Source organism: Brevundimonas sp. PAMC22021 (assembly GCF_019443405.1).
Taxonomy (GTDB): domain Bacteria; phylum Pseudomonadota; class Alphaproteobacteria; order Caulobacterales; family Caulobacteraceae; genus Brevundimonas.
The window spans coordinates 2,636,748-2,651,416 of sequence record NZ_CP080376.1 but is presented as its reverse complement, the minus strand read 5'-3'; the positions used below and the strand labels follow the sequence as shown (position 1 = coordinate 2,651,416).

General features: G+C 67.3%; 13 protein-coding genes. 3 read left to right on the top strand and 10 right to left on the bottom strand.

What is annotated here, in order from left to right; genetic code table 11:
* The first annotated feature begins 79 nt into the window (after positions 1-79).
* Genes leuS through holA form a run of 3 tightly spaced genes read left to right on the top strand, consistent with a single transcriptional unit; the run spans position 80 to position 4,178 of the window.
* Complete coding sequence (leuS, locus tag KY493_RS13080) at positions 80-2,629, top strand: leucine--tRNA ligase (RefSeq protein WP_219896758.1); 2,550 nt, start codon at positions 80-82, stop codon at positions 2,627-2,629.
* Positions 2,629-3,129, top strand: a complete 501-nt coding sequence (lptE, locus tag KY493_RS13075; protein ID WP_219896757.1) for an LPS assembly lipoprotein LptE — start codon at positions 2,629-2,631, stop codon at positions 3,127-3,129. Before leuS ends, lptE begins: the two co-directional genes overlap by 1 nt.
* Entirely contained in the window at positions 3,126-4,178 is a 1,053-nt protein-coding gene (gene holA, locus KY493_RS13070; protein ID WP_219896756.1) for a DNA polymerase III subunit delta, read from the top strand. The genes lptE and holA overlap by 4 nt, the downstream gene beginning before the upstream one ends.
* Positions 4,179-4,184: 6 nt before the next feature.
* Here holA and KY493_RS13065 read toward each other — a convergent pair whose 3' ends face one another.
* The 10 genes from KY493_RS13065 to hemE all read right to left on the bottom strand — a co-directional run bounded on the left by KY493_RS13065 (position 4,185) and on the right by hemE (position 14,394).
* Positions 4,185-4,370 carry a hypothetical protein gene (locus KY493_RS13065; RefSeq protein WP_219896755.1) on the bottom strand — a complete coding sequence of 62 codons (186 nt, stop codon included), beginning with the start codon at positions 4,368-4,370 and terminating at the stop codon, positions 4,185-4,187.
* 25 nt (positions 4,371-4,395) lie between these two features.
* The gene (locus tag KY493_RS13060; RefSeq protein WP_219896754.1) at positions 4,396-5,286 is read right to left on the bottom strand and encodes a ParB/RepB/Spo0J family partition protein; all 891 of its coding nucleotides are present in this window, start codon (positions 5,284-5,286) and stop codon (positions 4,396-4,398) included.
* 17 nt (positions 5,287-5,303) lie between these two features.
* Positions 5,304-6,116, bottom strand: a complete 813-nt coding sequence (locus tag KY493_RS13055; protein ID WP_255567900.1) for a ParA family protein — start codon at positions 6,114-6,116, stop codon at positions 5,304-5,306.
* A complete protein-coding gene (rsmG, locus tag KY493_RS13050; RefSeq protein WP_219896753.1) occupies positions 6,100-6,720 on the bottom strand; it encodes a 16S rRNA (guanine(527)-N(7))-methyltransferase RsmG in 621 nt (206 codons plus the stop codon). Before rsmG ends, KY493_RS13055 begins: the two co-directional genes overlap by 17 nt.
* Position 6,721: 1 nt before the next feature.
* Positions 6,722-8,599: a tRNA uridine-5-carboxymethylaminomethyl(34) synthesis enzyme MnmG gene (gene mnmG, locus KY493_RS13045; protein ID WP_219896752.1), complete on the bottom strand. Its 1,878-nt coding sequence runs from the start codon at positions 8,597-8,599 to the stop codon at positions 6,722-6,724.
* A gap of 85 nt (positions 8,600-8,684) precedes the next feature.
* Entirely contained in the window at positions 8,685-9,992 is a 1,308-nt protein-coding gene (mnmE, locus tag KY493_RS13040) for a tRNA uridine-5-carboxymethylaminomethyl(34) synthesis GTPase MnmE (protein WP_219896751.1), read from the bottom strand.
* Positions 9,993-10,176: 184 nt separating this feature from the next.
* Entirely contained in the window at positions 10,177-11,427 is a 1,251-nt protein-coding gene (rho, locus tag KY493_RS13035) for a transcription termination factor Rho (RefSeq protein ID WP_370627385.1), read from the bottom strand.
* Between the two features lie 377 nt (positions 11,428-11,804).
* Positions 11,805-12,269, bottom strand: a complete 465-nt coding sequence (locus KY493_RS13030; RefSeq protein ID WP_219896749.1) for a CopD family protein — start codon at positions 12,267-12,269, stop codon at positions 11,805-11,807.
* A complete protein-coding gene (gene hemH / locus KY493_RS13025; protein WP_219898570.1) occupies positions 12,266-13,339 on the bottom strand; it encodes a ferrochelatase in 1,074 nt (357 codons plus the stop codon). The genes KY493_RS13030 and hemH overlap by 4 nt, the downstream gene beginning before the upstream one ends.
* Positions 13,340-13,344: 5 nt before the next feature.
* Complete coding sequence (hemE, locus tag KY493_RS13020) at positions 13,345-14,394, bottom strand: uroporphyrinogen decarboxylase (RefSeq protein WP_219896748.1); 1,050 nt, start codon at positions 14,392-14,394, stop codon at positions 13,345-13,347.
* Positions 14,395-14,669: the final 275 nt, after the last annotated feature.

Below are 14,669 nucleotides of genomic sequence, written 5' to 3'. Positions count from 1 at the left end.
CCATAATCTCTTGGGCGTCTGCGCCCTTCGGGCTAGTGGAGTGCGAGGGGCGCGAGCCCCTCTGCCTTTCAGGACGCCCGTGGCCCGATACGACCCCAAGACCGCCGAACCCCGCCAACAGGCCCGCTGGGCCGAAGCCGACGCCTTCGTCACCCGGGATACCGGCCGACCGAAATACTATGTCCTTGAAATGTTTCCCTATCCTTCGGGGAACATCCACATGGGGCATGCCCGCAACTACGTCATGGGCGACGTGGTGGCGCGCTCCAAGCGGGCGCAGGGGTTCGACGTGCTGCACCCCATGGGCTGGGACGCCTTCGGCATGCCCGCCGAGAACGCGGCCATGGAGCGCGGCATTCACCCCAAGGGCTGGACCTATTCCAACATCGCGGCGATGCGCGAACAGCTGAAGCTGTTGGGGCTGTCGCTGGACTGGTCGCGAGAGTTCGCCACCTGCGATCCCGAATACTACGGCAAGCAGCAGGCCTGGTTCCTGGAGCTGTATCGACGCGGCCTGATCTATCGCAAGGACGGGGTGGTCAACTGGGACCCGGTGGACAACACCGTGCTGGCCAACGAGCAGGTGATCGACGGGCGCGGTTGGCGCTCGGGCGCGGTTGTCGAAAAGCGCAAGCTTAACCAGTGGTTCCTGCGCATCACCGACTATGCCGACGACCTGATCGATGGGCTCAAGGACCTGGACCGCTGGCCGGACAAGGTTCGGCTGATGCAGGAGAACTGGATCGGCCGGTCCAAGGGTCTGCGCATGACCTGGAAGTGGGCGGGCGAGCCGCCGGCCGGGTTCGAAGACGGGGTGGAGATCTACACCACCCGACCCGACACCCTGTTCGGCGCCAGCTTCCTGGGCCTGGCGCCCGATCATCCAATCTCCAAGTCGCTGGCCGACGCGAACCCGGAAGTGGCCGCCTTCGTCGCCCAGTGCCGCCAGGGCGGCGCCTCGCAGGCCGAGATCGAGCAGGCTCCCAAGATCGGCTGGGACACCGGCCTGACCGTGCGCCATCCGTTCGACGGCCGCGAGGTCAGCGTCTGGATCGCCAACTTCATCCTGTCGGAATATGGCACGGGCGCCATCTTCGGCTGTCCGGCGCACGACCAGCGCGACCTGGACTTCGCCCGCAAATACAGCCTGCCGGTGATCCCCGTCGTGCGGCCGGACGGCGCCGGCGACGACTTTGCGGTGGATGCGGAAGCCTATACCGGCCCCGGCCTGATCTTCCATTCCGACTTCCTTGACGGTCTCGACATCGAGGCGGCGAAGGCGGAAGCCGTCCGCCGCATCGAGGGTGCCGGCCAGGGTCAGGGCGCGACCATCTATCGCCTGCGCGACTGGGGCGTCAGCCGTCAGCGGTACTGGGGCTGCCCCATCCCGATTATCCACTGCCCGTCCTGCGGCCCCGTGCCCGTGCCGGCCGATCAGCTGCCGGTCGTGCTGCCCGAGGATGTGACGTTCGACGTGCCGGGCAATCCTCTGGATCGGCATCCGAGCTGGAAGCAGGTCAAATGCCCGACCTGCGACGAGGACGCGGTGCGCGAGACGGACACGCTGGACACATTCGTCGACAGCTCCTGGTATTTTGCCCGCTTCACCGATCCGAGCGCGGCCGAGCCGATCAACACCGCCGCGGCCGATCGCTGGCTGCCGGTGGACCAGTACATCGGCGGGGTGGAGCATGCGGTGCTGCACCTGCTCTACGCCCGCTTCGTCACCCGGGCCCTGACGAACGCGGGCCTGATGAACGTGAAGGAGCCGTTCGCCGGCCTGTTCACGCAAGGGATGGTGGTGCACGAGACCTATCGCACCGAGGGCGGCCAGTGGGTCGAGCCCACGGATGTCGAGCTGGCCAACGAGGGCGGCGCCCGCTCGGCCCGGCGGCTGTCGACCGGAGAGACCCTGACCATCGGCGACATCGAAAAGATGTCCAAGTCCAAGAAGAACGTGGTCGCGCCGCAGGAGATCGTCGATGCCTATGGCGTGGACGCCGGACGCCTGTTTGTCTTGTCCGACAGCCCGCCGGAGCGCGACGTTCAGTGGACCACGGGCGGGGTCGAAGGCGCGAGCCGCTTTGTCGGCCGGGTCTGGAGCGAGTTCGACGCGTATGACCCGTCCGCTGCCGGCGACGAGGCGCAGAACAAGAGCCTGATCCGCGAGACGCACAAGGCCATCAAGGCGGTCACTGAAGGCGTCGAGGGCTTCCGCTTCAACTCGGCCATCGCCAAGCTCTATGCGTTCGTGGCCACGGTGAAGGCGCACGACAAGGCCGGCGGTGACGCCAAGGCTCAGGCGCTGTCGGCGCTGGCGCGGTTAGTCGCGCCCTTCACCCCGCACCTGGCCGAGGAATGCTGGACCCGTCTGGCAGAGGACGGGATGATCCTGGATGCGCCCTGGCCCGTCTATGACCCGGCTCTAGCCGCCGACGACGAGGTGGTGCTGCCGGTGCAAATCAACGGCAAGCGAAAGGCCGAGGTTCGTGTTCCACGTGGAACGGAACCGGCCGAGGTCGAAGCCGTCGTCCTGGCCGATGAGACGGTGAAAGCCCGACTAGAGGGACTCAGCATCCGAAAGGTGGTCGTGGTGAAGGACCGCATCGTCAATCTGGTGGCCGCCTAATGCGGCGCGCGGCGCTTTCGCTGATGCTGGCGAGCGGTCTGGCGGGCAGTCTGGCCGGCTGCGGCTTTACGCCCATGTACGCCGAACCCGCGACCGGATCGGGTCTGCGCCGGATCGCCGTGTCGACGCCGGACAATCGGCTCGGCTACCGATTGCGTGAGCAGCTGGAGGACGCGCTTGGCTTCGACCGCGCCTCCCCTGCCCTGTACCGGCTGGAGACCTCGGTCGAGCAGAGCCGTCGGGCGCTGGGGCGGCGCATCGACGACACTGCCTCGCGCTATGAGCTGACGGTGCGTGCGGTTTGGGTGCTGACGCCGCTGGATGGGCGCCCGGCCCTGACTGGCGACGAGACCGTCACCACCACCTACGAGGCGGCGGACCAGCCCTATGCCGCCATCGCCGCCCAGCAGGACGGCGAGGAGCGCGCAGCCGCCGAGCTGTCTCGCATGATCCGCCTCGACCTGGCCCAGGCCCTGAACCCGGCGTCGGCCGGCCGGTGATCCTCTCCAAACGGGCCGAGATCGAGCGTTTCCTCAAGGCGCCCGATCGCGCCGTCCGTGCGGCCGTGATCCACGGCAGGGATCGATCGGGCGTGACCGAGCGCGCCGAGATCCTGTGCCGCACGGTGACGCCCGACCTGAACGACCCGTTCAACGTCACCGTCCTGACCGACAGCGACATCGACGGCGACGAGGCCAGGTTGGAAGAGGCGCTGACCGCCCTGTCGATGATGGGCGGGCGACGGTTGGTGCGGGTGCGGCTTTCGTCGGACAAGGCGTCGGTGGACAAGATGCTGGCGGCCGCGGTCAAGACCCACGCCGAGGGCGGCTTCAATCCCGACGCCATGCTGGTAGTCGAGGCGAGCCAGCTCGGCCGCGACTCCGCCCTGCGCAAGACCGCCGAAAAGGAGGCCGGCGCGGTCGGCATCGTCTGCTACGAGGACGAGACCGGCGACGTGGCCCGCATGACGCGCGAAGCCTTGGCGGCGGACAAGGTGGGCCTGACGTCCGATGCGCTGGACCGCTTCGTCGCTCGCCTGCCGCGGGAGCGGGGGCTGATGCGGCAGGAGATCGAGCGGCTGGCGCTGTTCATCGGACCGGGATCGGGCAAGACCATCGACAGCGAGGAGCTGGATCGACATCTCGGCGTCGAGCCGGACGCCTCGCTTCAGGACGCGGCGCTCCAGGCGTTCGGCGCGCGGGCGGGTCCGGCGCAATCCGGTCTGCGCCGCGCGTTGGCCGAGGGCGAGTCGTCAGTCATGGCGGTGCGTCAGGCGGCGCTGCATCTCGGCAAGCTGCGTCGCATCAATGTTCTTCAGACCAACGGCGCCAATGCCAAGGAAGCCGCCAAGGCCGCCGGCGTATTCTGGAAGCAGGAGGCCGAAATGCTGCGCCAGGCCCGCGCCTGGCGGCTGGAGGCGTTGGACGAGGTGCTGGATAGCATCAACACCGCCGATGTGGCCACCAAGACCACGGGCATGCCGGATCAGCTGATCGCCGAACGGCTGCTGCTGGAGATCGCCGGACGGGCGCGGCGGCTCGGGCTCTGAGCCGCCTCAGCCGCGCTTGGACGCCTTGCGGAAGGCCGGCTTGGCCAGGGTCTGGTTGCGCTGGGCCACGACCTTTTCGGCCGCGCGTCCGCTCTCATGCGCCACGCCAGGCGCGCCCTTGACGCCCTTCTTGGCGGCGACCGCCTGCCTGAGCTTTTCGGTGGCGGTCAGAGGCTGTGCGTCATCGGTCATGCCGCACCTTATCACGCCGTGGGGATCAGGCCTGCATCAATCTGCGGCAGATGTCGTCGAGCTGTTCGAGGGAGGCGTATTTCACCACCACCTCGCCCGCACCATCGCGATAGCCGATGGAAACCTTGAGCCCGAGCACGTCCAGCAGATCCTGCTCCAGCGCCGCGATATCCTCGTTGCGGCCGCTTCCCGACGCACCTTTCGAAGTCGGCTTGGGCTGAGGCGGACCTTCGGCCGCGCGACGCGCCAGCGCCTCGGTCTGGCGCACGTTCATGCCTTCGCGGATGACCTGTTCAGCCAGGGCCTGCGGATCGGGCGCAGTGATCAGGGCGCGGGCGTGACCGGCGGTCAGCTTGCCGTCGATCACATGGTTCAGCACCCCCATCGGCAGCTGCAGCAGCCGCAGGGTGTTGGCGACGTGGCTGCGGCTCTTGCCGACGATTCCGGCGATCTCGTCCTGGGTGCGGCCATGGCGTTCGATCAGCAGGCCATAGGCGTTGGCCTCTTCCAGCGGGTTGAGGTCGGCGCGCTGAACATTCTCGATGATGGCGACTTCGAACACTTCGACGTCGTCCATTTCGCGCACGACGATCGGCACTTCGGTCAGGCGGGCGACCTGGGACGCGCGCCAGCGGCGTTCGCCGGCAATGATCTGCCACACGCTCGGCTCGTCCGGCTGGCTGCGCACCAGGATCGGCTGCAGCACCCCCTTGTCGCGGATGGAGGCGGCGAGCTCCTCCATGTCCGAGCGGGAGAACAGCTTGCGCGGCTGATCCGGGTTGGGCTTCAGGCTTTCGATCGGCACACGCTGCACGCCGGCGGGTGCAGGCGCGCCGGCCGCGATCGGGGCCTCGGTCGCCGCCTCGCCCATCAGGGCCGACAACCCTCGCCCCAGTCCTCTTTGTCGTTCCGCCACGTCTTTGTCCGTCCGCTTCAGGCTGCGTGCTTCAGTCGCTTGCGTTCGCGCTGCACCAGTTCGCGCGCCAGCTTGAGATAGGCCTGGCTGCCGGTGCATTTCAGATCATAGATCAGCGCCGGCTTGCCGAACGAAGGCGCCTCGGCCACCCGCACGTTGCGGGGAATGACGCTGTCATAGACCTTGTCGCCGAAGTGGGCGCGAACGTCGTTGGCCACCTGACCCGACAGGCTGCTGCGCCGGTCGTACATGGTCAGCACCAACCCCTGGATTTCAAGGCCAGGATTGAGGCTCTGCCGCACCATGTCCACCGTGCGCATCAGCTGGCTGAGACCCTCCAGCGCAAAGAACTCGCACTGCAGCGGCACCAGCACCGCGTCGGCTGCCGCCATGGCGTTCAGCGTCAAAAGGTTCAAAGACGGCGGGCAGTCGATCAGCACATAGTCATACGGCGTCATGCCCAAGTCATGCGCGCGCAAGGCGTCCCGCAACCGGTAGGACCGTCGGTCGGCTTGGCTGAGCTCGATCTCGACGCCCGACATGTCCGCATCAGCGGGAACGATGGCCAACCCCGGCACCAGCGTTTCCACGGCCGCATCCTGGATCGACCGGCCATCCACCACCACATCGTAGATCGTCACTCGCCGTGTTTCACGTGGAACACCAAGCCCCGTGGAGGCATTGCCCTGCGGATCCATGTCGACGATCAGTACCTTCTCGCCGATGGCGGCCAGAGCGGTGCCCAGGTTGATGGCGGTGGTGGTCTTGCCGACGCCGCCCTTTTGGTTGGAAATGGCGAGAACTCGGGCGGGCTTACGCTGAGCGGGCACGACGAAGACTCCGGACATGGACGATGCGGCCACGTGGATCGCTTTCGGAGGTCGACAGGGACACATCGAAACGCCAAGCCGCGCGCGCGGCCGCCACTTCGGTTTCGGCCTTTTCGCCCTTCAGGAAAAGACCCTCCGCCCCGCGCTCGAAGTATGGCTGTGCATAACCGAGCAACTTGTCGAGCGGAGCGACGGCGCGCGCGGTGATAATATCCACCGAAAGCGTCTGCGCCTCGGCCCGCCCATTGATCACGGTGGCGGGCAGCGCGAGATAATCCACCACCTCCTGAAGGAAGCGGCACCGCTTGCCGAGGCTGTCGATCAGCCAGACGTGCGCCCCTTCCCTCCCTTTCAGCAGGATCGACAGAACCAGCCCCGGAAAGCCAGCCCCGGCGCCGAGATCGGCCCAGGTGCGTGCGTCCGGTGCATGGCCCAGCAGTTGCGCGCTGTCATAGGCGTGGCGGTTCCAGAAGTCTGGCAGGGTGTCCGGACCGATCAGGTTCATCACCGCATTGACCTGTTCCAGGCGGTCTCGGAACGCCTCCAGATCGGCCATCTGATCCGGCGTGGCGTCGGCGGCTTGAGCGAACTGGCTCGCGTTCATCTCAGGCGGCGGCCGAAGAGTTGCCGCGACGGACGTGGGCCAGAAGCGCCGTCAGGGCGCCGGGCGTCACGCCTTCGATGCGACCGGCCTGACCCAGGGTGCGAGGCCGCACGCGCATGAGCTTTTCCCGCACCTCGTTGGACAGACCGCCGATGGCGTCATAGTTCAGATCGGCCGAGAGGGTCAGGGATTCTTCCTGGCGCAAGGCTTCCGCATCCATCGCCTGCCGATCAAGGTAGGAGGCGTAGCCGGCGTCGATCTCAACCTGCTCGCGCACCTCGGCGCTCCACCCGGCGATCTCGGGCACTGCGGTTTCGAACAGAGCCAGTGAGACGTTTGGAAACGCCAGAAGGTCGCGCATCGAGCGGCGGCGGCCATCGGCATTGACGGGCACGCCGACAGCGTTGGCCTCGCCGGGAGTGAACAGCCGCTCGCGCGCGATCCGGCTCGCCTCGGCGAGCTGCGCCGCCTTGGCCTCAAACCGCGCGAGGCGTTGTGCTCCCACCAAGCCGACGTCCACGCCGAGCGGCGTCAGCCGCTGGTCGGCATTGTCGGCTCGCAACGTTAGCCGGTACTCGGCCCGGCTGGTGAACATGCGATAGGGCTCGGTCACCCCGCGCGTCACCAGGTCGTCGATCATCACGCCGATATAGGCCTGCTCCCTGCCCAGCACGACCGGAGCCTGGTTCGCCGCCGCACGCGCGGCGTTGAGACCCGCCATCAGTCCCTGCGCGCCCGCCTCTTCATAGCCCGTGGTGCCGTTGATCTGGCCAGCCAGATACAGTCCCGGACGACGCTTGACCTCCAGCGCCGGCGTCAGTTCGCGCGGATCGACATAGTCATACTCGATGGCGTAGCCGTAGCGGAACACTTCGACCTGCTCCAAGCCGGGCATGGTGCGCAGAAACGCCAGTTGCGTCGCTTCAGAGACCGAGGTGGAGACGCCGTTCGGATAGACCGTAGGATCGTCCAGCCCTTCCGGCTCCAGAAAGACCTGGTGGCTGGATTTGTCTGCGAACCGCACCACCTTGTCCTCGATCGACGGACAATAGCGTGGGCCACGTCCGGACAGGTGTCCGCCATAGACGGCGCTTTCGCCCAGGTTCTCGGCGATGATCCGGTGCGTCTCGGCCGTGGTGTGGGTGATGCCGCACTGGATCTGCGGCACGCGGATCGCGTCGGTCAGGAAGGAGAAAGGCGTCGTCTGATCATCGGCTGCCTGCATCTCCAGCCGGTCCCAAGCGATGGTGCGTCCGTCGAGCCGCGCGGGCGTGCCGGTCTTGAGGCGACCGAGGCTGAGGCCCGCCGCATGAAGGTCCGCCGCCAGTCCGATGGAGGCCGCTTCCCCAAAGCGACCTGCCGGGATGCGTTCGTCGCCGCGATGGATCACGCCGTTCAGAAAGGTGCCGGTCGTCAGCACCACCGCCGCCGCCTTGAGCGTTTCGCCGTCGCCGGTGACCACACCGACAACGCGCTCGCCGTCCATCAACAGCCGTTCTGCGGTTCCCGCTTTCAGGTTCAGGTTGGGGGTCCGGGCCAACTCGGCCTGCATGGCCTCGCGATAGAGTCGACGATCGATCTGGCTGCGCGGGCCACGCACAGCCGCCCCCTTTGAACGGTTGAGCAGGCGGAACTGGATGCCCGAGATGTCCGCCAGTCGCCCCATCAGCCCGTCCAGCGCATCGATCTCGCGCACCAGGTGGCCCTTCCCGAGCCCGCCGATCGCAGGATTGCACGACATCTCGCCGATGGTTTCAAGCTTCTGCGTCAGCAGCAGGGTGCGCGCACCCACGCGAGCGGACGCCGCCGCCGCCTCACAGCCGGCATGGCCGCCGCCGATGACGATGACGTCGAAGCTGGTGTCTGGCGTGGAGTGCATGCGCCGCCACATAGGGGAAAACGCGCGCCTTCGCCAGCGTAGCAGGCAGGCGCCGCCTAGCTGGGTTTCACGTGGAACATCGGTATTACTTCCCGATGCAGAAGGTGGAAAACACCTCGCCGAGTATGTCCTCGACACCGATCGCGCCGGTGACGCGCGCTAGCGCCTCCCCCGCCCGTCGCAGATCTTCGCCCGCCATCTCGGGCGATCGGCTCAGCATGTGTCGGGACGCCTCCACCGACTGAAGCGCCTCTTCCAAGCGCAGTCGGTGACGCGCCTGGGTGACCGCGGGGAAATCGGCGCCGGCGAGGTCGCGTTGAAGACGTGCGGCAAGCCAGTCGTGTAGTGTCGACAGTCCTTCGCCCGAGCGGGTGCTGACGTTCAGCACCTCCAACTCTTCGCCCGACAGGCCGCCGCCGAGATCGGCCTTGTTGGCGATGACAAGATCGCCGGGGCGCACATAGGTCGCCGCAGCACTGGTCGGATCGCCGGGCGCGCGGACCCACAGGCGAAGGTCCGCCGCCTCCGCGCGAGCGCGCGCACGTCGAACGCCCTCGGCCTCCACCGGGTCGTCGCTGTCGCGCAGACCGGCGGTGTCGGAAAGGGTGACGGCGTAGCCGCCGATGATCAGATCGGCGTCCAGCACGTCCCGGGTGGTCCCCGCGATCGGCGTGACGATGGCGGCCTCGCGCTGCACCAGGGCGTTGAACAACGACGACTTGCCGGCGTTGGTTTCGCCGATCAGGACGATGCGATAGCCTTCGCGCACCCGCTCGCCGCGCTCTCCGGTGGCGATGGCGGCGCGGAAGTCATTGGCCAGCCGGTCCAGCACGGGGCCGGCAGTCAGCGCGAGATTGTCCGGCACGTCTTCGTCCGGGAAGTCGATCTCGGCTTCGATCAGGGCGAGCGCGTGCAGAAGATCGCGGCGAAAACCGGAATAGGTTTCGCTCAGCCGACCCTCGAGCTGACCGAGCGCCTGGCGCGCCTGGGCGGCCGTTTCGGCGTCGATCAGGTCGGCGACCGCTTCGGCCTGGGTCAGGTCCATGCGGCCATTCTGGAAGGCGCGTCGTGTGAACTCCCCCGGCTCGGCCGGTCGCAGGCCGAGCGCAATTAACGCGCGCTGGGCTGCCTCCACCACGGCGCGACCGCCATGGAGGTGCAGCTCGGCCGCGTCTTCGCCGGTGTAGGACCCCGGCGCGACGAAGCGCAGAACCAGAGCCTGATCGATGTGCTCGGCTGCATAAGAGAGGGTTCGGACGGCGGCCAGCCGCGGCGTCAGGGCGCCCGCACCGAGTTGCTTCAGGGTTTCATCAACCCCGGGGCCAGACAGGCGGATCACGGCGATGGCGCCGCGTCCCGGCGGTGTGGCGAGAGCGAAGATAGTGTCGGTCATCTCGATCCTCCCCTCTTGGGGGAGGGGGACCATGTGCAGCATGGCGGAGGAAGCTGACCACAAGCAATGCGTGTGGGGCTAACCCCCTCCACCGCTCCGCGGTCCCCCTCGCCCAAGAGGGGAGGATGGAGCGTCCTCGCCATCATCTTCGTTCCACGTGAAACATCGGCTCGCGCCGCTTGTCTCAGGTGTTCATCGACTGGAAGAAGTCCGAGTTGTTCTTCGACTGACGCAGCTTGTCGAGAAGAAACTCGATAGCGTCCTGTGGTCCCATCGGGTTCAGGATGCGGCGCAGGACATAGGTCTTGGCCAGCTGCTCCTTGGGCGTGATCAGGTCTTCCTTGCGGGTGCCGGACTTCAGCACGTCGATGGCCGGGAAGATGCGCTTGTCGGCGACCTTGCGGTCGAGCACGATTTCCGAGTTGCCGGTGCCCTTGAACTCTTCGAAGATCACTTCGTCCATCCGGCTGCCGGTGTCGATCAGGGCCGTGGCGATGATGGTCAGCGAGCCCCCCTGCTCCACATTGCGCGCCGCGCCGAAGAAGCGCTTGGGCCGTTGCAGGGCGTTGGCGTCGACGCCGCCCGTCAGCACCTTGCCCGACGACGGCACCGTGGCGTTGTAGGCGCGGCCCAGGCGGGTGATGGAGTCCAGCAGGATCACCACGTCCTTCTTGTGCTCGACCAGGCGCTTGGCCTTTTCGATCACCATTTCGGCGACGGCGACGTGGCGGGTGGCCGGCTCGTCAAAGGTGGAGGCCACGACCTCGCCCTTCACGGTGCGCTGCATGTCGGTGACTTCTTCCGGGCGCTCGTCGATCAACAGGACGATCAGGAAGACCTCCGGGTGGTTGCGCTCGATCGACTTGGCGATGTTCTGCAACATCACCGTCTTGCCGACGCGCGGCGGGGCCACGATCAGGCAGCGCTGGCCCTTGCCGAGCGGCGCCACGATGTCGATGACCCGGCCCGAGCGATCGCGAAGCGTCGGGTCCTGGATTTCCATGTTCAGGCGCTCTTCGGGATAGAGCGGGGTCAGGTTGTCGAACAGGACCTTGGTCTTGACCGCCTCGGGGTCTTCCAGATTGATTGTGTCGACCTTGAGCAGGGCGAAATAGCGCTCGCCCTCACGGGGGCCGCGCACCGCGCCGTGCACCGTGTCGCCCGAGCGCAGGCCGAAGCGGCGGATCTGCGAGGGCGAGACATAGATGTCGTCCGGTCCCGGCAGGTAGTTGGCGTCCGGACTGCGCAGGAAGCCGAAGCCGTCCGGCAGGATCTCCAGAACGCCGTCGGCGATGATCTCCACCTCTTCCTCGGCCAGGGCCTTGAGGATGGCGAACAGCAGGTCCTGCTTGCGCAGGTTGGAGGCGTTCTCGACCTCGAGCCCCTCGGCGAAGGCGACCAGATCGGCCGGGGTCTTTTCGTTCAGCTCGGCCAGGGTGATGCGGCCGTTGGAGACGACGGGTTCTCCGTCGTCCTCTTCATTGGCCTCCTGATCGACCACGCCCTCGTCGCCGGTCGGCAGGCTGTCCTGGACCTGATCGGCATCCAGGGTCTCTGCCTCGGGCGTGGTGATGTCGGTGTCGCGGACGTCGGTCATGGCAGGGCTCGCGGTCGCGCGCACGCGGGCGATCCCCGCGCGGGCGCTGTTCATCCAGATTGTCGGCCAGGGGCCGCAGACAGGGAGGCGCGACGGGCTCCCGCCGGTCGATCGGCAGGCGTCGCAAAGAGAGAGGGACCGCAGGCGGGTCTCGCCTCACGGTTCGCGAACAGCGGAACCACAGGCGGCAGGCGAGGTCAAGCTGAGCGGCGGCTCTAGAACCGCCACTCCGTCGTCACCGACAGCACCATGACGATGGCCAGCAGGAACGGAACCTCATTGGTCATGCGCCAGAAGCGGCTGGAGTATCTGGACGCTCCCGCCGCGATCTTCCGGCGCTGTCCGGCCAGAAAGCCATGCCAGCCGCTGAGCAGCAGCACCCCGGCCAGCTTGGTCAGCATCCACGGCTCGAGCAGAAACGCCGCGCCGCGCGCAACCGTGTCCAGGTGGATCAGCCAGAGGCCGAAGCCCCAGGCCAGGATCATCGCCGGATTGACGATGATGCGCAGCAGCCGCGTCTGCCACGTCCGCAGCAGCGCCTGCATCTCGCCGCGCAGAGGCTCCGGCTTCGCCGCCTGCTCCGCGTCGTAGGCATAGAGCCGAGGCAGGAACAAAAGGCCCGCCATCCAGGCGATCACCGCCAGGATGTGCAGGCCCCGCGCGAGGTCATAGGCGGTCATGCGGCTTCAGCCTTTCCCGGGCAGAGGTGGGGGCAAGCCTTCCACGGCTTGCGACACCCGGGGCCGAACGGAGCCGATCCGATGCGCGGCAGGGCGTCCAGCACGGCGTCGGCCAAACCGCTGATGAAAGCCGGCTCGGCCCCCACGGCCGGCGCGCGCAGATAGGGCGCCACGCCCAGCCTGTGCGCCAGTTCGCCATATTCGATGTCCAGCTCGACCAGGGTCTCGACGTGCTCGGACACAAAGGCGATCGGGACAACCACCACGCCGACGCGATCGCGCGCGGCCTGTTCCAACGCCTCCGGCGTGGACGGCCCCAGCCATTTCATCGGCCCGACCCGGCTCTGGTAGCACAGGGCGTGATCGATGCTGATCCCCTCGACCGCCAGCCGCGCGACCACGGCGGCCACCGTCGCCTCGACCTGCGCCTGATAGGGATCGCCCTTCTTCTCGACCAAGCTTTCGGGAATGCCATGGGCCGAGAACAGGACCCGCACCCGCTGGTCGCCGGCTTCGACCAGCTTCTGTCGGACCGCCTCGACCTGCGCCTCGATCCAGCCCGCGCCCTCCGGATAGCAGCAGACGGTGCGCGACCGGCCGGAGCCGGCGTAGGCCTCATTCCACAGCTTCAGCGACGACTGGGAGGTGGTGGTCGAGAACTGCGGGTAGAGGGGCAACAGCACGATCTCGTCGGGGCCGAACACGGCGACGTCCGCTGCGGTCTCCTCCGTCAGCGGCCGCCAATAGCGCATGGCGATGAACACCCGCACCTCGTCGCCGCCCAGCCGGTCGTTCAGCGAACTCTCCAGAGCCTCAGCCTGCTTGCGCGTTTCGGGCAGCAGCGGCGAGCCGCCCCCCATCAGGCCGTAGTTGGCCTGGGCCGTCTTCTCCCGGCGCGACGAGATCAGCCGGGCCAGAGGCGTGCGCGCAAAGCCCGGCAGTCCGATGATCGCCGGATCGTTGAACAGGTTGAACAGGAATGGCTTCACCGAAGCCTGGTCGTCCGGCCCGCCGAGGTTGAACAGCACCACCGCGATGCGCCGACCCTTGACGCCGCTTTCCGCCGGCATGTCGGTCATTGGGCGCCGATCCGCGTCAGCACCCGCTCCACATGGGCGATCGGCACGTCCGGTAGGATGCCGTGCCCCAGGTTGAAGATCCACGGCCCTTGCCCCCAGGCCTCCATCAGCTGATCGACGCGACGATCCAGCGCCTCGCCGCCGGCGCGCAGCAGCAGCGGATCGAGCGCGCCCTGGATCGGCTTGATCGCCTGGACGCGGCGACCGACCTCGAGCGGACAGGCGGTGTCCAGCGCCACCGCGTCCACCGCGACCTCCTGGGCGTAACGCTCGGCCAAGGCCGCCGAGCCGCGCGGGAAGCCGATCAGCGGGGCCGTGACGCCCAGCTCCCGAACGCGCCGCACCAGCGCCTGATGCGGCCGCAGCACCAAGGTCTCGAACAGGTCGTCGGGCAACCCTTCCGCCCAGCTTTCGAAAATCTTGAGAACCTGTGCGCCGGCGTCGGCCTGCATCTTCAGATAATGGGCGCTGGCTTCGACCAGCACCTCCAGCGTCGCCTCGACCCGCCGGGGATCGGCATAGGCATAGGTTCGCGCCTGCGTCCGCTCGCCCTTGCCGATGGTGCGGGCCTCGCCGTCCAGCATATAGGTCGCCACGGTCCAGGGCGCGCCGCAAAAGCCGATCAGCGCCCGCTCGGGCTCCAACGCCGCCCGCACCCGGCTGAGCGAGCCGCCGACCGCCGACAGATGCTCTCCGGCGGAGGCGGCGAGCGGACGCATCTGATCCGGCTCGGGCATGCGGCCAAGCCTTGGCCCCTCCCCCGCCTCAAACCACACGTCCTGGCCCAGGGCGCGAGGGATCAGCAGGATGTCGGCGAAGATGATGGCGGCGTCGAAGCCGAACCGCCGCATCGGCTGCAGAGTCGCCTCGGCCGCCATCTCCGGGTTCAGGCAAAAGGCGATGAAGTCCGGCGCCTGGCTGCGCAGGGCGCGGTATTCCGGCAGATAGCGTCCCGCCTGACGCATGAACCAGACCGGCGGCCGGTCCAGCGTCTCGCCTTGCAAGGCCCTGATGAGCAGAGGCGTGGTCAGCAAAGGCGTGGTCATGGTCTGAAGGCTTACGGTCCCCACCCCCCGCGCTCAATCCCTAATCAAAATAAGAATTAGAAGAATCGTGGAAGCAGGTAGGGCCATGGAATGACGAGGATGAATCCGCAGTCATCCCGAGAACAAAAGCGGATATCCACGCAGCCTGCCGGAACATCCAGAGGCCTCCCGAGGCGGCCGGCGCCGCTCGCCGATCCTTAATGAACCCTTAAGATGGGCGGCTTTGCGGGCCTTGACGCATGGAAGATAGCTAACTGGCGTTAACCCTTTGGTAA

Coding starts and splice junctions, on each gene's coding strand:
- hemH (WP_219898570.1), bottom strand. CDS start 13,339: ATGCCGGCGGAAAGCGGCGTCAAGGGTCGGCGCATCGCGGTGGTGCTG.
- mnmE (WP_219896751.1), bottom strand. CDS start 9,992: ATGACCGACACTATCTTCGCTCTCGCCACACCGCCGGGACGCGGCGCC.
- lptE (WP_219896757.1), top strand. CDS start 2,629: ATGCGGCGCGCGGCGCTTTCGCTGATGCTGGCGAGCGGTCTGGCGGGC.
- rsmG (WP_219896753.1), bottom strand. CDS start 6,720: ATGAACGCGAGCCAGTTCGCTCAAGCCGCCGACGCCACGCCGGATCAG.
- mnmG (WP_219896752.1), bottom strand. CDS start 8,599: ATGCACTCCACGCCAGACACCAGCTTCGACGTCATCGTCATCGGCGGC.
- KY493_RS13030 (WP_219896749.1), bottom strand. CDS start 12,269: ATGACCGCCTATGACCTCGCGCGGGGCCTGCACATCCTGGCGGTGATC.
- KY493_RS13065 (WP_219896755.1), bottom strand. CDS start 4,370: ATGACCGATGACGCACAGCCTCTGACCGCCACCGAAAAGCTCAGGCAG.
- hemE (WP_219896748.1), bottom strand. CDS start 14,394: ATGACCACGCCTTTGCTGACCACGCCTCTGCTCATCAGGGCCTTGCAA.